This window comes from Nonomuraea composti (assembly GCF_012034275.1).
Classification (GTDB): Bacteria; Actinomycetota; Actinomycetes; order Streptosporangiales; family Streptosporangiaceae; genus Nonomuraea; species Nonomuraea composti.
In genome coordinates this window covers 111,371-135,176 of record NZ_JAATEP010000021.1, presented here as the reverse complement: position 1 = coordinate 135,176, position 23,806 = coordinate 111,371, and the positions used below count along the sequence as shown (strand labels likewise).

The window sequence follows — 23,806 nt, the reverse complement described above, 5'->3', positions numbered from 1 at the left end:
CCTGGCTGCTGGGTCAGGCGGCGTTCTTCGGGTCGCCGTGGCAGCGCTTGTACTTCTTGCCCGACCCGCACGGGCACGGCGCGTTGCGCTCTACGTTGCCGTAGGCCGCCCGCTCGGCCTGGGTCGTGCGGACGCGGACGTGCTCGACCTCGCCCTGCTCGCCGGGCGCGGAGTACTCCAGCTCGGCCGGCCGCTCGGGCCCGCGCAGGCCGCGGGCGATGATCGAGCGGGTCTCGGCGAGGACGGCGTCCTCCTCCTCGACGATCGGGTTCTCCTGCACCTCGACCTCGAGGTTGAACAGGAAGCCGACGGAGTCCTCCTTGATGCCTTCGAGCATCGCGGCGAACATCTCGAAGCCCTCGCGGGCGTACTCGATCTTGGGGTCCTTCTGCGCGTAGGCCCGCATGCCGATGCCTTCGCGCAGGTAGTCCATCTCGTAGAGGTGCTCGCGCCACTTGCGGTCGAGGACGGAGAGGATCACGCGGCGCTCCAGGTCGCGCATGGTCTCCGCGCCGAACTCCTCCTCGCGCCGGTCGTAGGCGGCCAGCGCGTCGGCCTTGATCTTCTCGCTGATGAGCTCGGCGGTCAGCTCCTCGCGGCTGCCGGCCTCCTCGATGAGGTCGTCGATCCGGACGGAGACCGGGTAGAGCTCGCCGAACGCCTTCCACAGCTTGTCGAGGTCCCACTCCTCGGCGAAGCCCTCGGCCGTGGCGCCCGCGACGTAGCCGTCGATGACCTCGCCGATGAAGCCGCGCACCTGCTCGTGCAGGTCGGCGCCCTCCAGGACGCGGTGGCGCTCGGCGTAGATGACCTTGCGCTGGCGGTCCATCACCTCGTCGTACTTCAGAACTTCCTTGCGGATCTCGAAGTTCTGCTGCTCGACCTGGTGCTGGGCGGAGGCGATGGCCTTGGAGACGATGCCGGACTCGATCGGCTGGTCGTCGGGGATCTGCAGCCTGGTCATGATCATCTCGACCCTGGCCGAGTTGAACAGGCGCATCAGGTCGTCGCCGAGCGACAGGTAGAAGCGCGACTCGCCGGGGTCGCCCTGACGGCCGGAACGACCGCGGAGCTGGTTGTCGATGCGGCGCGACTCGTGCCGCTCGGTGCCGAGGACGTAGAGGCCGCCCAGCTCGGTGACCTCGTCGTGCTCGGCCTTGACCGCGGCCCTGGCCTTCTCCAGCGCCTCGGGGTAGGCCTTCTCGTACTCCTCCGGCGTCTCGACCGGGTCGAGGCCGCGCTGGCGCAGCTCGAGGTCGGCGCGGAACTCGGAGTTGCCGCCGAGCATGATGTCGGTGCCGCGACCGGCCATGTTGGTGGCGACGGTGACGGCGCCCTTGCGGCCCGCCTCGGCGATGATCGACGCCTCACGCGCGTGGTTCTTCGCGTTCAGCACCTCGTGCGGCACGCCGCGCCGCTTGAGCGCCTTGGACAGCCGCTCCGACTTCTCCACCGAGGTGGTGCCGACCAGCACCGGCTGGCCGCGCTCGTAGCGCTCCTTGATGTCCTCGACGACCGCGTCGAACTTGGCATCCTCGGTCTTGTAGACGACGTCCGGCTGGTCCTTGCGGATCATCGGGCGGTTCGTCGGGATCGGGACGACGCCCAGCTTGTACGTCTGGTGGAACTCGTTCGCCTCGGTGGCCGCCGTGCCGGTCATGCCGGCCAGCTTGCTGTAGAGACGGAAGTAGTTTTGCAGCGTGACCGTGGCGAGAGTCTGGTTCTCGTCCTTGATCTTCACGCCCTCTTTGGCCTCGATGGCCTGGTGCATGCCCTCGTTGTAGCGGCGGCCGTGCAGGATGCGGCCGGTGAACTCGTCGACGATCAGGACCTCGCCGTCGGCGACGATGTAGTCCTTGTCCTTCTTGAACAGCTCCTTGGCCTTGAGCGCGTTGTTCAGGAAGCCGACGAGGTGGGTGTGCTCCGGCTTGTAGAGGTTGTCGATGCCGAGCCAGTCTTCGACCTTCTCGACGCCCGACTCCAGGATGCCGACCGTGCGCTTCTTCTCGTCGACGATGTAGTCGCCGGTGCTCTCCTCGCCCGGGTTCTTCGCCTCGACGCCCCTGCGCAGACGGGGGACGATCTTGGCGAACTCGGTGTACCACTTGCCCGACTGCTCGCCGGGGCCGGAGATGATCAGCGGCGTACGGGCCTCGTCGATGAGGATCGAGTCGACCTCGTCGACGATCGCGTAGAAGTGCCCGCGCTGCACGCACTCGTCGAGCGACCACGCCATGTTGTCGCGCAGGTAGTCGAAGCCGAACTCGTTGTTCGTGCCGTACGTGATGTCGGCTTCGTACTGCTTGCGGCGCTCGTCGGGCGCCTGGCCGGAGACGATGCAGCCGACCTCGAGGCCGAGGAAGCGGTGCACGCGGCCCATGGTCTCGGCGTCACGCTTGGCCAGGTAGTCGTTGACCGTGACGACGTGCACGCCCTTGCCCGCGATCGCGTTGAGGTAGGACGGCAGCGTACAGGTCAGCGTCTTGCCCTCACCGGTCTTCATCTCGGAGATGTTGCCCATGTGAAGGTTCGCGCCGCCCATGATCTGCACGTCGTAGGGCCGCTGGCCGAGCACGCGGCGGGCCGCCTCGCGCACGGTCGCGAACGCTTCGGGAAGCAGATCGTCAAGGCTTTCGCCATCGGCATGGCGCTGCTTGAACTCGTCCGTCAGCGCACGCAACTCCGCGTCGGACAGGCTCGTGAAGTCGTCCTCGATGGAGTTGACCTGGTCTGCGATCCGCTTGAGCTTGCGCAGGATCTTGCCTTCGCCGGCACGTAGGATCTTGTCGAGAATGGCTGCCACTTTATGTAAAGCTCCTCGCAGGTCTACCCCGGCGGCGCCGCCAGGAGGAGAGGCCGAGACAAACTTCCCCGTTAGCCATCGTAGGCGGTTCCGCAACCAGACACAGCCACCGTGACGACGAGGGCGCAGAACCCGTCTGGGAGAATGGGGACAAGGCAGAGGGTATGCCGGTGGAGAGCCGGCTCGCACCAATAGCGGGATATCCGGCAAAGGAAGGATTTGTCATGGTTGAGGGGAAGAAGTCGGAGCATACGGAGAATCTCGGCAGCCACGGCGGGCGCGCGTCCTCCTGGCTCGCGGTGACGGTGATGCTCGTGGGCACCGTCGTGGCCGGCTTCGGCCTGACGGCCGCCAACTGGACGCTCGTCTGGATCGGCGCCGGTCTGTTCGTCGTCGGCGGCATCCTCGCCCTCGTCTTCGACATCTTCACCGACGTCGTGATCGACGCACCGCGGGTGGGCATGCGCGCTGAGGATCACCGCTAGCACACGCTTCTTACGGCGGGCGCCCCTCTGACGGGCCGCCCGCCGTTTCCATGCCCGCCCCCTCGCGCATGCACCTCGCTCGGGCACCTTTCGCGCCCACGCACCTCAGTCCCCAGCCTCCCGCGCCCGCCCTGCGCGTTCCCCCACGACTTGCCCCCTCGCGCTTCGCGCCGCGCCACCGCGCGCCGCGCCATTCACGCCCGGGGCCCCCTTCCCCGCGCCCGGACGCTGCTCGTTCGTGCCCCGCCCCTTCGTGCTCCGGTGCCGGTCGCCCCCATTCGCGCGATGGCACCTCTCTCCGGCACCGTTCGCGACCTCATGTCTCGGGCCCCATGCCTCACGCTCTCGCCCTTCCAGCCGCGCCTCGCATGGCCCGGCATCACCCACCCGCCCCCGGTGTGAGGGGGGCGGGGGTGGGTGGGGGCCGAATTTGTCGGTGCTCGTCGCTAGATTGCTCGCATGCATCGCCATATGGAGGCGCGGGCATGACCGGTGTGACTGAGTTGTCCGCCGACGAAGCCCGCCGGATCATCCTGCGTGCCCAGGGTCTCATCGGCGCCGACGCGCGTAAGGGCGGAGTGCATGCCATGCTCCGCAGGCTGGGCGCCGTGCAGCTCGACACGATCTCGGTCCTGGCCCGGTCGCACGAGCTGGTCGCCTACGCCCGGCTGGGCGCGGTGGGCCGGTCGAAGGTCGAGCGCGCCTACTGGCACGATCCGGCCCAAAGTTTCGAGTACTGGTGTCACGCCGCCTGCATCCTGCCCATCGAGCACTGGCCGCTCTACTCGTTCCGCCGCCGGGCTTACCGGGAGCGGAAGTTCCGCTGGCACGAGGTGCCCGACAACGTGGACAAGCTGCTCGACCAGGTCCGCGAGTCGGGCCCGCTGACGACGTCCGACGTGGGCGGCGCCAAGAACGGCGGCCCGTGGTGGGACTGGTCCGATTCCAAGATCGGCCTAGAGTGGCTGCTCGACATCGGCGAGCTGGTGTGCAGCCGCCGCGTCGGCTGGCGCCGCGTCTACGACCTGGCCGAGCGTGTGGTCCCCGCCGACCTCCTGGCCGAGGACCTGTCCGACGAGGAGTGCATCGTACGCCTGGCCGGCATCGCCGGCCGCTCCCTGGGCGTGGCCAACCGCACCGACCTGCTCGACTTCCTTCGCCTCAGAGGCCGGCACGCCGCGATCCTCGACGAGGTCCTGCTCAGCGGCGCGGCGGGCCTGGTGCCCGTGACCGTCGCCGGCTGGCCGGGCAAGAAGGGCCAGGGCAACGCCTGGGCCGACCCCGCCGGTCTGGAATCCGAGCCGCGCGGCCGCCACCGCACCACGCTCGTGTCACCGTTCGACTCCCTGATCTGGCACCGGGAGCGCACGAAGCGCGTCTTCGGCTTCACCTACACGCTCGAGCTCTACGTCCCCAAGCACAAGCGCGTGCACGGCTACTTCACGATGCCGGTGCTGGCGGGCGGGCGCCTGATCGGCCGCGTCGACCCGGCCCGCGAGGGCTCCACGCTGGTGGCCAGGCAGGTCCACCTGGAGCCCGGCCTGTCCCCCGCCAAGTGGGCCGACGCGCTGAGCGAGGCTCTGTGGTCGGCGGCCGAGTGGGTGGGCTGCGACACCGTCCGCGTCGAACGCACCGACCCTCCGGAGCTGCTCCCCATCCTGAACGGCACCTGAGCCACCTCACAGTGGCCGAGTCACGTCACGCGACTGAGCCACTTCACGTGGCCGAGCCACCTCACGTGCTCGTGCCCGAGCCTCACACGCGCCGGCTCGGGCCGGGCGCACGCCTGGCTGGGGTCGCACGCACACGCTTGGCGAGGGGCCGCACGCCCTCGGTTGCGGGCGGCCCGTTCGCGTGCGCGGGCACGGGGCAGGTCCTTGCGCACGAGGTACGGTGCGTGCCGCGCGACGTGCTCGAAGGCAGCGGGATCGCAAGGCGGCGGCCCGGGCTCGATACCCGCACGGCCGAGCCGGAGACCTACGCGGCAGTAGGGCGCCGGTAAGTCTTGGAGAAGGCGCAGGAGTCTACGCGGGGGCTCGCCACACCTGGTGCAGGGGCGTGTCCCGGGTCGTGCACGCGAGCGGGGGCCGGAGTGAGGCGCAGGCACGCCTGGGGAAGACACAGGCGCCTGGGCAGGGCTCGTCTCGCGTCATGTGAAGGCCACAGCACGGGCCGTCTCGAAGGCACAGGCGCCCCGGTGACGGGGCCGGCCGCGCGGGATGCGCATCATGGCGTGCTGGCGCCACCGGAGTGACGCGCGCCTGCGACCACTTCAAAGGCGCGCACCCACGACGCCGGGGTTCGCCTTGAGGGAAGGCGGGAGCGCGTGGAGGGATCAGGTGATCTCGAGCATGCGCTCCCGCACCGCGTAAACCACGGCCTCCATCCGCGAGTGCAGCTGTAGCTTGTCGAGGATGTTGCGGACGTGGTTCTTCACGGTGTTCTCGGAGATGAAGAGCTGTTTGGCGATCTCCCGGTTGTTCATGCCCTTGGCGACGAGCCGCAGCACCTCCATCTCCCGGTCGGTCAGCCGGGGGACGGGGAGCTGGGGCGGGCGTTCGGCCTCCTTGCGGCTCATGTTGGCGAACTCGCTGATGAGCTTGGCCGCCATCGCCGGGTTGATTAACGACTGGCCTTCGTGCACGCCGCGCACCGCGGCGGGGACGTCGTTGATCTGGACGTCCTTGAGCAGGTAGCCGGTGGCTCCTGCCTTGATGGCCTCGAAGAGGTCCTCTTCCTCGTCGCTGACCGTCAGCATGATGATGCGGGTGCTGGGGACGGAGGCCTTGATGCCCTTCGTCGCCTCGATCCCGTCCTGCCGGGGCATGCGTACGTCCATGAGGGCGACGTCAGGCATGAGGCGATCGGCCAGTTCGACCGCCTCCTGCCCGTCGCTCGCCTCACCGACCACCTCGATGTCGGGCTCGGCAGCCAGCGCCAACGCCAGGCTCCGCCGGATCAGCTCGTGATCGTCGACGATCAGCACGCGGATCGGCTCGCTCGCCTGAGCGCGGGCCTCGCCAGACTCGGTCACGAAGCCTCCTTGACGGACCTCGTGACGACCAGCCTCATGACGATCGGCTTCGCGCCTGCCATTGCCTCGCTTCGCTCGCTCATCCCTACCTGACTGAGCTCGCTCACGTCTCCTCCTCGTCGGGGGGCCAGAGCCGTTGCACCGCCATGATGGCACGTACCCGCGGTTCTCGGGTGGTCGAGAAGATCTTTTAGCGCGCGATCAGGGCTCTACGAGCCGCAACACGCCGTAGTTGTAGCCGCGTCTGTTGTAGACGACGCACGGCTGGCCGCTCTCCTTGTCACGGAACAGGTAGAAGTCGTGTCCGACCAGCTCCATTTCGAGCAGGGCCTGGTCGATGGTCATCGGCTCGGCTCTGTGGAACTTCTCGCGGACGATGAGCGGGCCGTCGCCGTCCATCTCGATCGGGACGATGTCGTCGTAGAGCTGGTCGCTCTTCTGCTGCAGCTCGTCTTCGTCGGGTTCGGCCTGCTTGGGGACGTCGGGCTGGGTACGGGGCGCCAGATCGGTGGCGGCGGGAAGCGTCGCGGTGATCTCCGCCACCGAGGGCGGGCAGTGGTTGCCGTGGTGGACCTTGCGCCGGTCGGCCAGTCGCCTGAGGCGGCCTTCCAGCTTGTCGAGGGCTAGATCGAGGGCTGCGAATCGGTCGTCGGCCGAGGCCTCGGCCCGGATGGCCGGCCCTCGGGAGTGAATGGTGAGCTCGACGCGCTCGCGCTGGTCGGCGAGGCGCGGATTACGCTCCTTGGACACCTCCACATCGACTCGGATGAGTTTGTTGTCCAGACGTTCGATCCTGGCCAGCTTGGTCGTCACGTGGTCTCGGAACCGATCACTAACTCCTGTGTGCCGGCCCTTGACGATGATGTCCATGCAACAGCCCCCCTTTCGGTCTAACGACTGAGCAAGAGCGCCCGACGACGTGCACGTCGGACGGGGTCTTCTGTCTGCCTTCCTGTCACCGTTACCCTCTTCCGACGTTGCGTCACCGGGAACTCGGAAGGCACCCGCCCGGCCGACCTGGTCTTCGACCCCACATCCGCCTGCTGAGGGTTTCGCAGCTCTGTTGCCACTACTGCCCTTCTCTCCTGACGGGGGACATCTGGACCCCCGGGAAGGCAGGACTTACCCCTAAGCCGCACCGTGATCGGTCGACAAAGAGTCGCCTTACGTGGACCGTTTTGCCTGCGGCTGGCATCGGCTAGCAGAGCCGGGACCCCCGACTCTGCGCAACCACGGACCCGAACGGGTGCCATGTAGGAACGCTATCCGCATCCAGCACGAATGTCAGCCTGACCCTCGACCGGTGGATCACCCTGCGTGACCTTGACCAGGCGGGAAAGCGCCTTCCGATGCCCTGTTTAACCGATCGGCAACCCTTATGCCTACGGGTCTCCGGTCCGCTGAGCAGCCCCGGTGCCGGTCTAGGGGAAGTGACATCTAACCTCCGGGCTAGGCTCCCGATTTGGATCTTTCTTTACCGAACGTGACCATGAGAATTCAAGATCTTCGGCGTGTCGCGCCCACGGTCACGGCCAGCGGCACGGCGATCCCCGCAGCTCGGAGGGCCCTGGCGGCCTCGGCGAGGGTGGCGCCGGTCGTCACGATGTCGTCCAGGAGCAGCGCAAGCGGCGCTGGCGGGCCTTTTGCGAGGGGCAGGACCTGGAGTGACCCTCCGAGGTTGGCGGCTCTCTCAGAGCGACTCAGGCCCGCCTGGTCGGCCACCCTCCGGACCTGCCCCAGCCCCGCCCACGCCTCGGCGCCCCACCCGAGCGCCCGCAGCCGCCCCGCCACCAGCACCGCCAGCCGCCCGACGGGATCATGACCTCTGCCCCGCACGCTCGCCCGCGCGCTCGGCACCGGCACGACGGCGAACCGGCCGCCCACCCACTCCCCCGCCTGCCCCAGCGCCACCAGCAGCGTGCGCGTCACCGCCTCGGCCAGCACCCCGGCCAAGGCGACCGCGCCACGCTCCTTGTACGCCACGATCATCCTGCGCACCGCCCCCTCATAGGGCGCCGCCGCCCAGCACGCGGGCAGCCCGGGCGGCCGCGGCACCGGGCCGCGCTCGGCGGGCGCGGCGGTCAGGGCGCCGAAGCACCTCGGGCAGCACGACGCGCCCGCGGCGCCACAGCCCGCGCAGGCGGAGGGAAGGACCAGGTCCAGTACGGCTTTCAGCACGCGCCCAGCATGCCGGTCGCCACCGACAGTTTCGCCCCGCTGACGCTACGCACGCAGGAACGCAGGAACGCAGGCACGCAGGAACGAACGAACAACGAGCGGCGTGACCGGGTCACCCCAACGGGAACAAGGGGGTGCCCGCGTCGCTGTCGATCTTCGCGGTCCACGTCTGCTGGTCCTGGTTGAGCACCATCAGCTTGTTCCCGTTGTCCGTGGCCACCTCGGCCAGCACCTGGTCCTTGAACGCCGCCACCGACTGCAGCCGGTCCTTCAGCGGCACCCCGGTGGTCTCGCCGTCGCCCACGTTGATCTCGTTGAGCGTCTGCCCGGCGGTGCCCTCCACCAGGACGAGCAGGTGCTCGTCGTCGCGCCAGGCGATGTCACGGATCTCGTTGCCGGTGTCGGTGGTGGTCAGGAACTGGAGGTTGCCGAGCTTGGTGCCGGCGCCCTCACCGGTGAGGGCGCCGATCTGGACGGTCTCCTCGCCGGTGGTCACAGCCACGCGCACGCCGTCCCTGGCGATCCTGAACTGGTTGACGTCCAGTTTGTCCAGCTCTTCGGGCACTTCGACGGGCTCCACGCGGTTCCTGCTCGGGTCGTACTTCAGCAGGACGCCGTTCTTGCCGTCGTAGGTCCACAGGGACCCGTCGCGGTTCCAGGTGGGCGGCGTGAGGTCGTCGCCCCTGATGACCTCCTGCCAGACCCCTTCGGGGGCGATCCCGGCGACGGAGATGCCGGTGGAGGTACGGGCGGCGATGAGCGGGTTGGGGCCGGCGGAGACGGCGAAGTGGTCGTAACCGTCGCGTTGCTCGCCGGCCGCGCCCGCGACGGCGCCGCCCCGGCCCTCCTTGGTCAGGTAGTGGACGGCGCCCTTGCTGACGTAGTAGGCGCTGTCGCCGACGTCGTCGTCGAGCCAGCGGTCGTCGGAGTCGGGCCGGTCGGTGGTGTACGTCTCGCCGTCCACGACGATCTCGATGGTGCGGCCCTTGGCGATCTCGTTCGTGCTGAGGCTGTTCCTGATCTGGCCGGTGAGGGTCGTGGTGGCGGTCAGGTCGAGGCTGCTGAGCGGCCCCGAGAGGCTGATGATCACGCGGTCCTCGCCGGACCTGATCGACTCGATCTTCGTGCCGGCGGGGAAGCTGGAGGTGACCGCGCCGCGCAGGGCCTCGGTCGGCGGCTGGAGCAGGCGTTCGAGCACGGTCTGGGCGAACGTCTCGGTGGTCTTGAGCCGCAGGCGGACGCGGTCGACGACGAGCCGGTCCTGGGTGCTGCGGTTGACGTAGTAGAGGTTCGTCGGCCGGTACGCGCGCGCGACGTCGGACTCGGTGAGCAGCAGCCCTTGGGGCAGGTTGCTGACGCGGTAGCCCTCGGGCATCTTGACCAGCTCGAAGGGGCGCTCCCACGGCCCGGCCGTCGGCTTGTACGAGTCGTCCTCGTTGATGAGGGCCACGTAGTGCCCCTTGAGCGAGACCTTCACGGTCGTCTCGGACTCCCGCGGCGGCGGCACCGCGACCTCGTACGCGTCCTGGATCACCGTGACGGGCCCCGCGGCCGTCCACTTGGCGCGCGCCTCGGGCGTCAGGTACCCGGCCAGGACGGACGGGTCGTCGGCGTAGGCGGCCATGGCGGCCTGCAGCCCCCTGATGGTGTCCTCGGGGCCCCAGCCGGGCTGCGGCGCGATGGCGATCATGCGCTGGAACGGCTTGTTGAGCGGGTCGCCGCCGCCCTGGTTGTCGTTGACGGTGTACGGGCCGGTCACCTGGATGACGCTGCACCCGGAGCCGGCCAGGACCGTCGCGGCCACGACGGCGAGCACGACGCCGAGCCGCCTCCTACGTCTAGTCCTCGTCATGGTCGGCCCCGTCGGCGGAGGCGGGCAGCAGCACGGGCGTCATGGCGCTGCGCCAGGTGCGGCGCATCTCGATCTCGGGCGGCACCAGCGACAGCGGCGAGCCCTTCAGGTCGACGCCGGCGTTGCGCGGCAGCGTGAGCCTGAACTGGGAGCCTTCGCCCGGCTGCCCCCACGCCTGGAGCCAGCCGCCGTGCAGGGCGGCGTCCTCGCGGGAGATGGCCAGGCCCAGGCCGGTGCCGCCGATGGTGCGCGCCCGCGACGGGTCGGCCCGCCAGAAGCGGTCGAAGACCATGGTGTCCTCGCCGGGCTTGAGCCCGATGCCGTGGTCGCGGACGGCGACGGCCACGGCGTCGCGGTCGGCGCCGACGGTGACCACGATGTCGCGGCCCTCCCCGTGCTCGATGGCGTTGAACAGCAGGTTGCGCAGGATCCGCTCGACCCGCCGGTTGTCGATCTCGGCCATGCACGGCTCGTTGGGCAGGCGCAGCTCGAAGCGGGTGGAGTGCCGCTCGGCCAGCGCCTCGGAGTCGCCGATGGCGCGCAGCACGACGTCGCGGATGTCGACGGGCTCCAGGTCGAGCGTGGCGGCGCCGGCGTCGTAGCGGCTGATCTCCAGCAGGTCGGCCAGCATCGACTCGAACCGTTCGAGCTGGGCCTGCATGAGCTCGGCCGATCGGGCGGCCATCGGCTCGAAGTCCTCGCGGGCGTCGTAGAGCAGGTCGGCGGCCATGCGGACGGTGGTGAGCGGCGTGCGCAGCTCGTGGGAGACGTCGGAGACGAACTGCCGCTGCACCTGGGAGAGCTCCTCAAGCTGGTGGATCTTGAGTGCGAGGTTGGCGGCCATCTCGTTGAACGAGTTCGCCAGCCGGGCGAGGTCGTCCTCGCCGCGTACCTTGAGCCGCTCGTCGAGCTTGCCGGAGGCGAGGCGCTCGGCGGCCTGGCGCGCCAGCCGGACGGGGGTGACGACCTGCCGGGCGACCAGGTACGCGATGGCGGCCAGCAGCAGCACGAGCCCGAGGCCGACGACGACGATGGCCAGCCGGACGTTGGACAGCAGTTCCTCTTCGTCGTCGAAGGGGAAGAAGTGGTACACCTCGTACGTGCGGCCGTTGGTGGTCAGGTGCACGATGCCGCCGATCACGTACGTCAGCCTGGGCTGGCTCTCGCCACGGAACCTGATCGCCTGGATCGTGCCGCTGACGTCGTCGAACTTGTACGCGTCGATGTTGCGCTTGAGCGTCAGCCGCAGCGACTGCGGCACGTTGTCGGCCACGACGCTGCCCGACGCCCGCGACTGGCCGGGGGTGGTGCGGTTGAGCACCAGCACCTCGTAGCGCTTCTCGGAGCCGTTCTCGCCGGAGCCGGTGACGGTGTCCATGACCTCGTCGAGCGCGTTGCCCGAGCCCTGCTTGCCGCCGTCGGCCTGCTTGGCGGGGTCGTCGGTCTCGGGGGCCAGCGCGTCGGCGATCTGCAGCCGGTCGGCGAACGCCTCGCTGGCGGCCGAGCGCTGGCTGCTCTCCACGACCGACTTGTTGATCTGCTGGAACAGGAACGTGCCGAGCACCACGACGACGATCACGGAGATCACCAGCGTGCTGGTGACCACCTGGAGCTGGAGCGAGCGCCGCCAGACGCTGCGGGTGCGGCCGGCGGCACGGCGAAGCCGCCGGCGGACGCCGCCGAGAATCTGGCGGAGCGTCCGTCTGCGGGTTCTCTTCTTCTTCGTCGGGGGCACGGCCGGGTGGGGCGAGGGTTAGGCGGGACCGGCTTTGTAGCCCACGCCGCGCACCGTCACGACGATCTCGGGGTGCTCGGGGTCCTTCTCGATCTTGGCGCGGAGCCGCTGCACGTGCACGTTGACCAGCCGCGTGTCGGCCGCGTGCCGGTAGCCCCACACCTGCTCCAGCAGGACCTCGCGGGTGAACACCTGGCGCGGCTTGCGGGCCAGCGCCACCAGCAGGTCGAACTCGAGCGGCGTGAGGTTGATCGTCTCCTCGCCGCGCTTGACCGAGTGGCCGGCCACGTCGATGGTGATGTCGCCGATCTGCAGGATCTCGGGGGTGGGCTCGTCGGTACGGCGCAGCCGCGCCCGCACCCTGGCCACCAGCTCCTTCGGCTTGAACGGCTTGACGATGTAGTCGTCGGCGCCCGACTCCAGACCGAGCACGACGTCGATCGTGTCGCTCTTGGCGGTGAGCATGACGATGGGAACCCCCGACTCCGCCCTGATCCTGCGCGCGACGTCGATGCCGTCGGCCCCCGGCAGCATCAGGTCGAGCAGCACCAGGTCCGGGCGTGTATCCCGGAACGCGTCGAGGGCCTTGTCGCCGTCGGAGACAAATGACGGCTCGAAGCCTTCCCCTCGCAGCACGATCCCCAGCATCTCGGCGAGAGCGGCGTCGTCGTCGACGACCAGCACGCGACCTTTCATGGCCCCTCATTCGTTCTACGCATTGTGGGACATACCCGCACGATCGCTGAAGGTTACCCTTGGTTGCCCCATGAGTGTGACCTGAGCCCTGCAAAAGGCGAATTTTAGGTCCGCCCCCGCGACCGCAATCTCAGTCTGCGGTAACGGAGCGACTTTCGGCCATCCCCGGACGCGAACCTTGCCCGGATTCCTCCGTGAATGCGGGCAAGATGATGCGGCGAATCCTCTCTGTGACACCAATGCCCCGCCCACCGTGCCAGGATTGGGATATGTCAGACGGTCACGGTCCCACGCCCGAGACGCCATCAGGCTGGTCGGCCGAGCAGCCCCCGCCCTACAGCGCCCCGCCGGCCTCCCCGTGGACCGCGCCCGGCGCGCAACAGCAGGTGCCTTACGGCCAGCCGTACGGGCAGCAACCACCCCCGCCGCCTCAGCCCCAGCAGGCGCCTTACGGACCCGGGCCACAAACACCGTATCCGCCCTATCAACAGCAACAGCCCGGATATGGCCATATGCCGCCGCCCGCGCTGCGCCCCGGCATCATCCCGCTGCGCCCGCTGGGCCTCGGCGACATTCTCGACGGCACGATCAAGCTGATCCGCAGCAACCCGAAGGCCGTGCTCGGCCTGTCGGCCGTGGCCGCCCTGCTCGCCTCCGTGCCGGTGGCCATCGGGCAGGCGTTCCTCCTCGACGCCCTGCCCAGCCCGCTCGACGACCCCGAGACCGTCGCCGCCGCCGAGAGCGAGCTCTACAGCGTCTCCGGCATCCTCGGCCAGTACGCCCCCACGATCATCTCCTCCGCGATCTCGTTCGTCGTCGTCACGCTGCTGACCGGCGTGCTGACCCGCATACTCGGCCGGGCCGTCTTCGGCGGCAACATCAGCGCCGGCGAGGCGTGGCGGCTCGTCAAGGGGCGGGTCCCCGCGCTGTTCGGGGTGGTGGGCATGATGGCCGCCATCATGATCGTGCCGCTGGTCGTCTTCGTGCTGCTCCTGGTGGCGATCGCCATGAACGCCTCCGGCCCCGAGGCCGGCCTCTGGCTGCTCGGGCTGACGCTGGTGTTCATCGTCGTCTACCTCGCCTACTACCTGTTCTTCAGGACGCGCTTCGCGTTCGCCTCGCCGGCCGTGGTCCTTGAGGGGCGCGGCCCGGTCGACGCGATGCGCCGCTCGTGGCACCTGGTCAGCGGCGACTTCTGGCGGGTGTTCGGCATCCTGCTGCTCACCTCCGTCCTCGTCGGCCTCGTCGCGGGCCTGCTGACGCTGCCGTTCACGCTGGCGGGCACGATGTTCGGGATGTTCGGGGCGGGCGCGGCCACGCCCATCGTGTCGGCCGTGCTGATCGCGATCGGCGGCACGCTCGGGTCGATGTTCACCTACCCGTTCGAGGCGGGCGTCTCCGGCCTCCTGTACGCCGACCGCCGCATGCGCAGCGAGGCGTTCGACCTCGTGCTGCAGACGGCGGCCATCGAGCAGCAGCGCCAGGGCTGGGTGCACGCCTCCGCCGACGAGCTGTGGCACCCGTCCAACTCCGCCAGGTCGTGAGCCCGATCGACCGGGAGGAGGCCGCGCGCAAGGCCGCGGAAGAGCTCCTCAAACCCGAATACGCGAAGGAAGCGCTGTTCGACCGGATCTACCGGTACATCGAGCAGTTCCTCGGCGACCTCATCGACGTGGCCACCGGCGGCGGCTCGGCGGGCGGCGTCATCGCGGCCATCGTGATCACGCTGATCCTCGTCGGGATCATCGCGCTGATCGTGTGGCGGCTGCGCAAGACGGCCCGCAGGAACGCGGCGGCGCCCGGCGGGCTGTTCGGCGCGCGGGCGCTCAGCGCGGCCGAGCACCGGCAGGCGGCCGAGCGGCTGGCCCAGGAGGGCCGCTGGACCCAGGCCGTCCAGGAACGGCTCCGCGCCATCGCCCGCGACCTTGAGGAGCGCGCGCTGGTGGACGGCATGCCCGGACGCACCGCCGACGAGCTCGCCGCCGAGGCGGCCAGAGCGCTGCCCGCGTTCGCCCAGGAACTCGCGGCCGCCGCCCGCTCGTTCGACGACGTGACCTACGGCGGTGTGGAAGGGACGCGGGAGGCGTACGAGACGATGACCGGCCTCGACGAGCGCCTGCGCCAGGCCCGCCCGGTGCCGCTCGCGACCGCGGCGGGAGAGGGCCGCGCATGAGCGTCGCCGCCCCCCCGTCGCCGCCCGGGCAGTCCTACCCGACCTCCCCCACCGCCCGCTCCGCGTGGCGCTCCAGCCGGATGATCGTGCTCCTGGGCGGGCTCGTCGTGCTCATCGCCGTCCTGGGCGTGCTACTCGGCCCCGCGCCGGCCCCGGCCCGCTACCTCGACCCCGACGACACCTCGCTGTCCGGCTCGAAAGCGCTGGCCGAGCTGCTGCGCGACCGCGGCGTCACCGTCGACCGGGTCGACTCCGTCGAGGCCGCCGCCGCCAAGGCCGCCACGGGCAACCGGCTGCTGCTGGTCACCGACACCACGTACGTCGACGAGCTCGCCCTGGCCAGGATCCCCGGCGACCGCGTGATCGTCGGCGGCGTCCTGGGCCTGGAGGCGCTCGCCCCCGGCGTGCGCACCGAGCCCGAACAGGCCAGGACGCGCTCCCGCGAGCCCGAGTGCGCGCTGCCCGCCGCCACCGCCGCCGGCAGCGCCTACCTGGGCGGCCTCTCGCTGCGCGGCCCGTCGGGCGCCACCGCCTGCTACCCGGCCGGCGACGGGCACACGCTGGTCAGCTTCCCGTACGCGAGCGGCGTCATCACCGTCATCGGCGACGGCGGCTTCATGACGAACCAGCGCCTGGCCGAGGACGGCAACGCCGCGCTCGCCCTCAACCTCATCGGCACCGGCAAGCCCGTCACCTGGCTCGTCCGCCCCGCCACGCCGCCCCCGCTCGACCTGCCGGGCGAGCGCGGAAAGTCGATGTACGACCTGATGCCCGGCAACATCCGCTGGGCCGTCTACATGGCGATCATCGCCGTGATCGTCACCGCGTTCTGGCGCGGCCGGCGGCTCGGCCCCGTCGTGACCGAGAAGCTGCCGGTCATCGTCAGGGCCTCCGAGACCGTCGAAGGGCGCGGCCGGCTCTACCGGGCCAGGCGCGCCAGGGAACGCGCGGCCGACGCGCTGCGCGCCGGCACGATCGACCGGCTCACCCCCAGGCTGGGGCTGGCGTCCGGCGCGGGCCGCCACGAGATCGTCGCGGCGCTCGCCGCCCGTACCGGACAGGACGCGCAGCAGGTCGGCGCCGCGCTCTACGGCCCGCCACCGGCGGACGACGCGGAGCTCGTCGGGCTGGCCGGATATCTGGACTTCATGGAGAGGCAGATCAGTGAACTCTGATGAGACATACCGGGTGCCGACCGGCGGCCCCGTGGGCAACGGCGACTCCGCGCGGGAGGCGCTGGGCGCGCTGCGCGCCGAGGTGGCCAAGGCCGTCGTCGGGCAGGACGCCGTCGTGACCGGGCTGGTCATCGCGCTGCTGTGCCGGGGGCACGTGCTGCTTGAGGGCGTCCCGGGCGTGGCCAAGACCCTGATGGTCCGCACGCTGGCATCGGCGCTGTCGCTCGACTTCAAGCGGGTGCAGTTCACCCCCGACCTGATGCCGGGCGACGTCACCGGGTCGCTGATCTACGACGCGAAGACCGCGGAGTTCGAGTTCCGCGAGGGCCCCGTCTTCACGAACCTGCTGCTCGCCGACGAGATCAACCGCACGCCCCCGAAGACGCAGGCGGCGCTGCTGGAGGCCATGGAGGAGCGGCAGGTCAGCGTCGAGGGCGCGGCCCGCGAGCTGCCCGACCCGTTCGTCGTGTGCGCCACCCAGAACCCCGTCGAGTACGAAGGCACCTACCAGCTCCCCGAAGCCCAGCTCGACCGGTTCCTGCTCAAGCTGACCGTGCCGCTGCCGCCGCGCGAGCAGGAGATCTCCGTGCTCGACCGGCACGCGCGCGGCTTCGACCCGCGCGACCTGTCCGAGATCAAGGCCGTCGCCTCGGCGGAGGACCTCGCGGCGGGCCGGGAGGCGGCGGCGAAGGTGCACGTGGCGCCCGAGGTGCTCGGCTACATCGTGGACGTCGCCCGCGCCACCCGAAGTTCCCCGTCGCTGCAGCTCGGCGTCTCACCGCGGGGCGCCACGGCGCTGCTGGCGGCCTCGCGGGCGTGGGCGTGGCTGTCCGGGCGGCCGTACGTCACGCCCGACGACGTGAAGGCGCTGGCCCGGCCCGCGTTGCGGCACCGCGTGCAGCTCCGGCCCGAGGCCGAGCTGGAGGGGGCGACCGCCGACGGCCTGCTCGACGGCATCCTGGCCTCGGTCCCGGTCCCCCGCTGATGTCCGTCCTGGAAGATCTGGCGGTGGGCGCGGGAGGCTTCTCGGGAAGCGGGGTACGGGGATGGCTCTGACCGGACGGGCCGGGCTGGTCGCGGCCGTCGGGATCGTGGTGGTGCTGTTCGCGCCCCAGCCCGGCGCCGCGCTGGCCGGGGTCTGCCTGCTACTGGCCGCCGCGATCGTGGTGGACCTGGTGTTCGCGGGCGCCGTGCAGCCGCTGCGCTTCCACCGCTCCGGCGACACGCTGGTACGCCTCGGCCAGCAGGCCACGATCGAGCTCGTGGTCGAGAACCCGGGCCGCCGGCGCGTACGCGGCCTGCTCAGGGACGCCTGGCCGCCCTCGGCCGGCGTGCACCCCCGGGTCGCCGAACTCGACGTGCTCGCCGGCGAGCGCCGCAAGATCATCGTCACGCTCACGCCGACCAGGCGCGGCGACCGCTCCTCCGTGGCCATCACCGTACGCTCGCGCGGCCCGCTCGGCCTGGCCGCCCGCCAGGGCAACCACCAGGCCCCGTGGACCGTGCGCGTGCTGCCGCCGTTCCTGTCGCGCAAGCACCTGCCCTCCCGGCTGGCCCGGCTGCGCGAGCTCGACGGGCAGCACCCGGCGCTCGTGCGCGGCCAGGGCACCGAGTTCGACTCCCTGCGCGAGTACGTGGTGGGCGACGACGTGCGCTCCATCGACTGGCGGGCCACCGCGCGCCGCCACGACGTCGTCGTCCGCACCTGGCGGCCCGAACGCGACCGCCGCGTCCTGATCGTCCTCGACACCGGCCGCACCTCCGCCGGACGCGTGGGCGCCGCGCCGATCCCCATGGCGGGCGCCGAGGCGGGCGGCGGCGGCCTGTTCGTGCGGCCCGACCCCCGGCCCGCGCCCGGCTGGCCGCGCCTCGACTGGTCCATGGACGCCGCCCTGCTGCTCGCCGCCCTGGCCGCCCGGGCCGGCGACCAGGTCGACTTCCTCGCCCACGACCGCGCCGTACGCGCCTGGGTGAGCGGCGCCTCCCGCACCGAGCTGCTGTCGTCGCTGGTCAACGTGATGGCGCCGATCGAGGCGGAGCTGGTCGAGGCCGACTCCCAGGGCATGGTGGCCGCCATCCTGTCGCGGGCCAAGCGCCGCTGCCTCGTCGTGCTGCTCACAGACCTCAACCCGGCCGCCATGGACGAGGGCCTCATGCCCGTCCTGCCGCGGCTCTCCTCCCGCCACCTCGTCCTGGTGGCCGGCGTGTCCGACCCGTCCGTGGCCGCCATGTCGGGACGGCGCGGATCGGCCGACGAGGTGTACGACGCGGCGGCGGCCGAACAGGCCCAGCTCGGGCGCCGCCGCATCACGGCCCGGCTGCGACGGCACGGGGTCGAGGTCGTGGACGCGCCCCCGGACGACATCGCGCCCGCGCTCGCGGACGCCTACCTCGCCCTGAAGGCCGCCGGCCGCCTCTGACCCGCCCCGGCCCCGGGGCCTCCGCCCCGTCCCCGTCCGGGGGCCCGCTCGCCGCCGCCCCGACGCGTCCGGCTCACCGCCGCCGCCCTGACGCGCCGGGCTCGCTGCCTCCGCGCGAGGCGCCGCCGCCCGAGGTGCCGCCGCCCAAGGTGCCTCCAGCTCGGCGCCTCTGGCCGGCCGCCCTCTCCCGGCCGCGCCTCCGCCGCCCCCTTTCCCTGAAGGACCGCACCGGAGTACGGCGGAGGGGGCGTGGGACCTCGCCGGAGTACGGCGGAGGGGGCGTGAGACCTCGCCGGGGAGGGGCGGGGTCAGGCGGTCGGGGCGACGTCTGGGGCGCGTTCGATGTCGCCGGTCTCGTTCTCGCGCAGGGCCCGCCGTCCGAAGACGATGACGTACGCGATGAAGACCACCTCGGCCAGCACCCCGATACCGACGCGCGCCCACGTGGGCAGCCCCGACGGGGTGACGAACGCCTCGATCAGGCCCGACACGAACAGCACCACGACCAGCCCCATCGCCACGCTCATCACCGCCCGCCCCTGCTCGGCCAGCGCCTCGATGCGGCGGCGCGGCCCCGGGTCGATGACGGTCCAGCCGAGGCGCAGGCCCACGGCGGCCGCGAGGAAGATGGCGGTCAGCTCCAGCAGCCCGTGGGGCAGGATCAGGCCGAAGAAGATGTCGAGCTTGTCCCTGGAGGCCATGAGGCCGCCGGAGACGGCGACGTTCTCGGCGTTGGCGTAGAGCGCGTACGGGATCGGCAGCCCGAGCAGGACGGCGTACATGATCATCTGGGCCGCCACCCACGCGTTGTTCGTCCAGACGCGGCCGGCGAAGGAGGCGGCCGGGTTCTCGGAGTAGTAGTCGGCGAAGTCCTCGTTGACGAGCTGGGTGATCTCGTCGGGGCTGGCGATCGTGGCCTGCACGTCGGGGTTGGCCGCGACCCAGGCGCCCATCACCCACGACACCACCAGGAACGCCGCCGTGACGGCCAGCCACCACCACCGCGCCCGGTAGGCCACGACGGGGAACGACACGGTGAAGAAGCGCGTCACCTCGCGCCAGGCCGGCGTGTGCGCGCCGGTGACGGCGGACCTGGCCCTGGCCACCAGTGCCGACAGCCGGCCCACCAGCAAAGGGTCCTTCGACGACGAGCGCACCATGGACAGGTGCGTGGCCACCCGCTGGTAGAGCTCCACCAGCTCGTCCACCTCGGTGCCGGTCAGCGAGGAGCGGTTCTTGACCAGGTGGTCGAGCCGGTCCCACACGGGGCGGTGTGCTGTGACGAACGCATCGATGTCCACCCGAACATTCTGGCCGCTCGTTCACCTGGACATTGCCGTTAGGCTCCACATATGTCGGAGGTTGTGACCGGCGACGCGGTCGTCGTCGAAGTGCGGGTGGCCCAGATGCCCTCCCGGGCCCTGGCGATCATCATCGACATGGCCGTGCAGCTCACGGTGTTGATCGCCGCCTACGCGCTGTTAGGGGCGTTCGCCGCCGTCACCGACGTCGCGATGTTCGGGGCCGTGATGGTGGTCCTGGTCGTGCTGGTGCTGGTCGGCTATCCGGTGATCTTCGAGACTCTCAGCAGGGGCCGCACCCTCGGCAAGCTCGCGCTGGGGCTGCGGGTGGTCGGCGACGACGGCAGCCCCGAGCGTTTCCGCCAGGCGCTGTTCCGGGGGCTGGCCGGGGTCGTGGAGTTCTGGATGTTCTCGGGGGCGCCGGCGTTGATCGCGTCGCTGGTCTCGCAGCGGGGCAAGCGGCTCGGTGACGTGTTCGCGGGCACGATCGTGATCTCCGAGCGGGCGCCGCGCGACTCCGGGCAGGTCATCGTCATGCCGCCGCAGCTGGCGAGCTGGGCGGCCACGCTGGAGCTCTCCCAGCTGCCCGACGAGGTGGCGCAGGCGGCCCGTCAATACCTGACGCGCTGGCATGACCTGACGCCGCAGGTGCAGCACGAGATGGGGGTGCGGATCGCCACCCAGATGGCGGCCTTCGTCTCGCCCGCCGCCCCCGGCGGGGTGCCGGCGCACGCGTACCTGAGCGCCGTGCTGGCGGAGCGGCGGCGCCGCGAGCAGGCCCGCTTCGCGCAACGCCTGGGCAACGGTCAACCCCAGCAGGGCCCGTACGCCGCCCAGGGCCCGTACGCCCCGCAAGGCCCGTACCCCGCACAGGGGCCGTACACCGCACAGGGGCCGTATGCGCAGCCGGCGCCGTCCGGGCAGCCGGTGCCGCTCCCGCCGCCGCCCCCGACGTACGCGCAGCCGGGGCCGTACACCATGCCGCCGGCTCCGCCCGCGCCCGCGCCGGAGCCGCCGAAGGCGACTCCGGGCGGGTTCGCGCCGCCTCAGTGACGGCCCAGGTCAGCCGTGCCCGTGGCCCCGGCCGCGGTACGACTCCTGGGTCTGGGTGTTCAGCCGGTCGGTACGCACGAACCTGGCGCTGTCCGTGAGCGGGTCGTTGATCTTGATGACGTCGAGGCCCTGGTGGAAGTCGGCCCCGTAGATGTAGCCGTTGTAGTAGTAGGCGGACCAGATTCCGCCGCCGCTGCCGTCGGCGCGGGGCCCGCGGTCGAAGTAGCCGATCTCCCTGGGCTGGGAGGCGTCGGTGAAGTCCCAGATCGACACCCCGCCCATGTACCAGGCCTGCACCATGATGTCGCGGCCCTTGACGGGGATGAGCGAGCCGTTGTGCGCCACGCAGTTCTCGCTGTCGGCCTGGTAGCGGGAGATCTTGAAGTAGCTCTTGAACACGAGCTGCCCCTTCACGATCTCGTAGATCGCGTCCGCCCCGCGGTTGGGGCCGGTGGCCTCGTTGCAGGTGGCCGCGCCGCCGCCGCCGAGTTCGTCGGTGAAGACGACCTTCCTGGCGTCGTTGCTGAAGGTGGCGGAGTGCCAGAACGCGAAGTTCGGGTCGGTGGTCCTCGCGGTGACCTTGGGGTTCAGCCGGTCGGAGATGTCGAACAGCACGCCGTCGCCCATGCACGCGCCCGCCGCGATGTCCTTCTCGGCGTAGGTGGTGATGTCGTGGCAGCCGGTGGTCGGCAGGAGCAGGCCGGGCTGGGTCTCGTTGCCGCCGTCGGGGAAGACGACGGGGGTCGAGGCGACCGCGGCGGCGGCCGGGTTCCTGAGCGGCACCTTGATGATGGAGATCTTGTCGTGCGGCGGCGCGCAGTCGGGGAAGTTGTCGGCCGGCAGGTACGACGACACGTAGATGTAGACGTTCCTGAGCCGGTCGCGGCCCTTGCCGGGCACCAGCGTCAGCGTGTGGGAGCCGCAGTTCGTCTCGACGGACTTGATGTAGCGCGGGTTGGTCTTGTCGGAGATGTCGAAGATGCGCACCCCCTCCCACGACTCCTTGATGGACGCGCTCTGCGCGGTGCTGCTGCACGAGTCGTTGTTGCGGGAGGAGTCGACGGCGGTGAACAGCAGGTCGCCGTAGACGGACACGTCCATCTGGCCGCCGGGGCAGACGACGGAGCTGACCGGCGTCGCCTTCCTGGGGTTGCTGATGTCGTAGATGGAGAAGCCGCCGTAGTTGCCGACGTAGGCGTAGTCGCCCTGGAAGGCAAGGTCGGTGTTGATGGTGGCGGCGATCGGGGCGGGTTTGGGGACGTTCAGGACGTGGGTCACGTTCGGGCTGGTGACCACGGTGTCGGGCGGCGGGATGTCGGCGGCCTGCGCGGGCATTCCTGACAGGGCCAGGACGGCGGCCGCCGCCGCGAGGACGAGGGAGCGGCGGGATCGGGACACTCGGGAGCCTCCTTGATCACGTTCGTCGGGTGGGAACGTGCGGGTCGGATGCCGGGAACGGCGGAGCGGGGGCTCCGGTCGGAGCCCCCGCCGGGCGATCTACCAGTCGTCGCGGCCGTGGCCGCGCTCGGGGTACGACGCCTGCGTCTGCGCGTTCAGCGAGCGCATCTTGACGCCGTTGGCCTGATTCGTACGCCAGTCGTTGATCTTCAGCACGTCCAGGCCCTGGTGGAAGTCGGAGCCGTAGATGTAGCCGTTGTAGTAGTAGGCGGACCAGAAGCCGCCGAACAGCGGCCCGGCGGTGTTGTCGGGGCCGCGCTCGAAGTAGGCGATCTCCTGCGGGTGCGCGGAGTCGGTGAAGTCGACCACGGAGATCCCGCCCTGGTACCACGCCTGCACCATGATGTCGCGGCCCTTGACGGGGATCAGGGAGCCGTTGTGGGCGACGCAGTTCTCGGTGTCGGCCTGGTGCCGGGCGATCTTGAAGTAGCTCCTGAACGTGAGCCGGCCGCGGACGATGTCGTAGTAGGCGTTGGCGCCCCGGTTCGGCCCGATGGCCTCGTTGCAGGTCGCGCGGGTGCCGCCGCCCAGCTCGTCGGTGAAGATCACCTTGCTGCCGTCGTTGTTGAACGTCGCGGAGTGCCAGAACGCGAAGTTCACCTCGTCGCGCACGCTCGCGGTGACCCTGGGCCGCTCGGGGTCGCGGATGTCGAACAGGACGCCGTCACCCATGCAGGCGCCCGCCGCGATGCCCTTCTCCGGGTAGGCCGTGATGTCGTGGCAGCCCGTGGTGGCCGACTTGCCGTCGGGGTAGGGCAGCGACACGCCGGGGTACCCGCCGTCGGGGAACAGGTTGGGCGTGGCGACGACCGCGGCGGCCTGGGGGTCGCTCAGCGGCACCTTGACGATGGAGATGAGGTCGTGGGGGGTCTTGCAGTCGGGGTAGGTGTCGCTGGGGCCGTAGGAGGAGACGTAGACGTAGACGCTCTGCCGCCGGCGGTCGGGCACCAGCGTGTGCGTGTGGGAGCCGCAGTTCGTCTCGACGGACTTGATGTAGCGCGGATTGCTCTTGTCGGAGATGTCGAAGATGCGTAGCCCCTCCCACGACTCCTTGATCGTGGCGCTCTGCCCGGTGCTGTTGCACGAGTCGTCGTTGCGGGAGGAGTCGACGGAGCCGATCAGGAGGTCGCCGTAGACCGACACGTCCATCTGCCCGCCGGGGCAGACGACGGAGCTGACCAGCGAGGTCTTCTTCGGGTTCCGGATGTCGTAGATGGAGAAGCCGTAGTAGTTGCCGACGTAGGCGTAGTCGCCCTGGAACGCCATGTCGGTGTTGATGTCGGTCAGAGCCTCGGGTTTCGGCACGTTGGTGACGTGCCTGATGTTGGGACTCATGACGATCTCGCCGGGAGCCGGGATGTCCGCCGCCTGGACGGGCGCGGTGACGCCCATCAGCACGGCGAACGCCGCCACCAGGGTGAGGGCTCTGCGGGGGCCTAACAC

The 23,806-nt window shown here is 70.6% G+C and carries 18 protein-coding genes; 8 read left to right on the top strand and 10 right to left on the bottom strand.

Going from position 1 to position 23,806, the window contains the following annotated elements:
* Positions 1–13: 13 nt before the first annotated feature.
* Entirely contained in the window at positions 14–2,803 is a 2,790-nt protein-coding gene (secA, locus tag HCN51_RS28145; protein ID WP_080042852.1) for a preprotein translocase subunit SecA, read from the bottom strand.
* Positions 2,804–3,027: 224 nt separating this feature from the next.
* Here secA and HCN51_RS28140 point away from each other — a divergent pair, with 224 nt between their 5' ends.
* Positions 3,028–3,288 carry an HGxxPAAW family protein gene (locus tag HCN51_RS28140; protein WP_080042853.1) on the top strand — a complete coding sequence of 87 codons (261 nt, stop codon included), beginning with the start codon at positions 3,028–3,030 and terminating at the stop codon, positions 3,286–3,288.
* A gap of 485 nt (positions 3,289–3,773) precedes the next feature.
* Positions 3,774–4,961 (top strand): winged helix-turn-helix domain-containing protein, encoded by a 1,188-nt coding sequence (locus HCN51_RS28135; RefSeq protein ID WP_168013215.1) that lies wholly within the window; start codon positions 3,774–3,776, stop codon positions 4,959–4,961.
* A gap of 662 nt (positions 4,962–5,623) precedes the next feature.
* Here HCN51_RS28135 and HCN51_RS28130 read toward each other — a convergent pair.
* The 6 genes from HCN51_RS28130 to mtrA all read right to left on the bottom strand — a co-directional run bounded on the left by HCN51_RS28130 (position 5,624) and on the right by mtrA (position 12,783).
* Complete coding sequence (locus HCN51_RS28130) at positions 5,624–6,322, bottom strand: response regulator (RefSeq protein ID WP_043620599.1); 699 nt, start codon at positions 6,320–6,322, stop codon at positions 5,624–5,626.
* Positions 6,323–6,523: 201 nt separating this feature from the next.
* Positions 6,524–7,192, bottom strand: a complete 669-nt coding sequence (gene hpf, locus HCN51_RS28125) for a ribosome hibernation-promoting factor, HPF/YfiA family (RefSeq protein WP_080042855.1) — start codon at positions 7,190–7,192, stop codon at positions 6,524–6,526.
* Positions 7,193–7,819: 627 nt separating this feature from the next.
* On the bottom strand, positions 7,820–8,500 hold the full coding sequence (locus HCN51_RS28120) for a ComF family protein (RefSeq protein ID WP_168013213.1): 681 nt from the start codon (positions 8,498–8,500) through the stop codon (positions 7,820–7,822).
* A 112-nt stretch (positions 8,501–8,612) separates the two neighbouring features.
* Entirely contained in the window at positions 8,613–10,352 is a 1,740-nt protein-coding gene (locus HCN51_RS28115; protein WP_168013211.1) for an LpqB family beta-propeller domain-containing protein, read from the bottom strand.
* The gene (mtrB, locus tag HCN51_RS28110) at positions 10,339–12,087 is read right to left on the bottom strand and encodes an MtrAB system histidine kinase MtrB (protein ID WP_168013209.1); all 1,749 of its coding nucleotides are present in this window, start codon (positions 12,085–12,087) and stop codon (positions 10,339–10,341) included. Before mtrB ends, HCN51_RS28115 begins: the two co-directional genes overlap by 14 nt.
* An 18-nt stretch (positions 12,088–12,105) precedes the next feature.
* Positions 12,106–12,783 carry an MtrAB system response regulator MtrA gene (gene mtrA / locus HCN51_RS28105; protein ID WP_043620615.1) on the bottom strand — a complete coding sequence of 226 codons (678 nt, stop codon included), beginning with the start codon at positions 12,781–12,783 and terminating at the stop codon, positions 12,106–12,108.
* A 512-nt stretch (positions 12,784–13,295) separates the two neighbouring features.
* Between mtrA and HCN51_RS28100 the strand changes: the two genes are divergently transcribed.
* The 5 genes from HCN51_RS28100 to HCN51_RS28080 all read left to right on the top strand — a co-directional run bounded on the left by HCN51_RS28100 (position 13,296) and on the right by HCN51_RS28080 (position 18,551).
* Positions 13,296–14,327 (top strand): DUF7847 domain-containing protein, encoded by a 1,032-nt coding sequence (locus HCN51_RS28100; protein WP_240973318.1) that lies wholly within the window; start codon positions 13,296–13,298, stop codon positions 14,325–14,327.
* On the top strand, positions 14,324–14,956 hold the full coding sequence (locus tag HCN51_RS62405) for a DUF4129 domain-containing protein (RefSeq protein ID WP_168013207.1): 633 nt from the start codon (positions 14,324–14,326) through the stop codon (positions 14,954–14,956). The genes HCN51_RS28100 and HCN51_RS62405 overlap by 4 nt, the downstream gene beginning before the upstream one ends.
* Positions 14,953–16,131 carry a DUF4350 domain-containing protein gene (locus HCN51_RS28090; protein WP_168013205.1) on the top strand — a complete coding sequence of 393 codons (1,179 nt, stop codon included), beginning with the start codon at positions 14,953–14,955 and terminating at the stop codon, positions 16,129–16,131. Before HCN51_RS62405 ends, HCN51_RS28090 begins: the two co-directional genes overlap by 4 nt.
* 13 nt (positions 16,132–16,144) lie before the next feature.
* Positions 16,145–17,116: an AAA family ATPase gene (locus tag HCN51_RS28085; protein WP_080042862.1), complete on the top strand. Its 972-nt coding sequence runs from the start codon at positions 16,145–16,147 to the stop codon at positions 17,114–17,116.
* Positions 17,117–17,177: 61 nt separating this feature from the next.
* Positions 17,178–18,551 (top strand): DUF58 domain-containing protein, encoded by a 1,374-nt coding sequence (locus HCN51_RS28080; RefSeq protein ID WP_168013203.1) that lies wholly within the window; start codon positions 17,178–17,180, stop codon positions 18,549–18,551.
* A gap of 308 nt (positions 18,552–18,859) precedes the next feature.
* Here the strand turns inward: HCN51_RS28080 and HCN51_RS28075 are convergent, their stop codons facing one another.
* On the bottom strand, positions 18,860–19,852 hold the full coding sequence (locus tag HCN51_RS28075) for a stage II sporulation protein M (RefSeq protein WP_080042864.1): 993 nt from the start codon (positions 19,850–19,852) through the stop codon (positions 18,860–18,862).
* 51 nt (positions 19,853–19,903) lie between these two features.
* On the opposite strand from HCN51_RS28075, the gene HCN51_RS28070 reads away from it, so the two are divergent.
* Positions 19,904–20,905: an RDD family protein gene (locus tag HCN51_RS28070; protein WP_168013201.1), complete on the top strand. Its 1,002-nt coding sequence runs from the start codon at positions 19,904–19,906 to the stop codon at positions 20,903–20,905.
* Between the two features lie 9 nt (positions 20,906–20,914).
* On the opposite strand, the gene HCN51_RS28065 is transcribed toward HCN51_RS28070, so the two are convergent.
* Positions 20,915–22,303, bottom strand: coding sequence for an LVIVD repeat-containing protein (locus HCN51_RS28065; RefSeq protein WP_168013199.1), 1,389 nt, complete (start codon positions 22,301–22,303; stop codon positions 20,915–20,917).
* A 99-nt stretch (positions 22,304–22,402) separates the two neighbouring features.
* Positions 22,403–23,755: an LVIVD repeat-containing protein gene (locus tag HCN51_RS28060; protein ID WP_168013302.1), complete on the bottom strand. Its 1,353-nt coding sequence runs from the start codon at positions 23,753–23,755 to the stop codon at positions 22,403–22,405.
* Between the last annotated feature and the right edge of the window lie 51 nt (positions 23,756–23,806).

Coding starts and splice junctions, on each gene's coding strand:
- HCN51_RS28140 (WP_080042853.1), top strand. CDS start 3,028: ATGGTTGAGGGGAAGAAGTCGGAGCATACGGAGAATCTCGGCAGCCAC.
- HCN51_RS28135 (WP_168013215.1), top strand. CDS start 3,774: ATGACCGGTGTGACTGAGTTGTCCGCCGACGAAGCCCGCCGGATCATC.
- hpf (WP_080042855.1), bottom strand. CDS start 7,192: ATGGACATCATCGTCAAGGGCCGGCACACAGGAGTTAGTGATCGGTTC.
- HCN51_RS28115 (WP_168013211.1), bottom strand. CDS start 10,352: ATGACGAGGACTAGACGTAGGAGGCGGCTCGGCGTCGTGCTCGCCGTC.
- mtrA (WP_043620615.1), bottom strand. CDS start 12,783: ATGAAAGGTCGCGTGCTGGTCGTCGACGACGACGCCGCTCTCGCCGAG.
- HCN51_RS28100 (WP_240973318.1), top strand. CDS start 13,296: ATGCCGCCGCCCGCGCTGCGCCCCGGCATCATCCCGCTGCGCCCGCTG.
- HCN51_RS28090 (WP_168013205.1), top strand. CDS start 14,953: ATGAGCGTCGCCGCCCCCCCGTCGCCGCCCGGGCAGTCCTACCCGACC.
- HCN51_RS28080 (WP_168013203.1), top strand. CDS start 17,178: ATGGCTCTGACCGGACGGGCCGGGCTGGTCGCGGCCGTCGGGATCGTG.
- HCN51_RS28070 (WP_168013201.1), top strand. CDS start 19,904: ATGTCGGAGGTTGTGACCGGCGACGCGGTCGTCGTCGAAGTGCGGGTG.
- HCN51_RS28060 (WP_168013302.1), bottom strand. CDS start 23,755: ATGGGCGTCACCGCGCCCGTCCAGGCGGCGGACATCCCGGCTCCCGGC.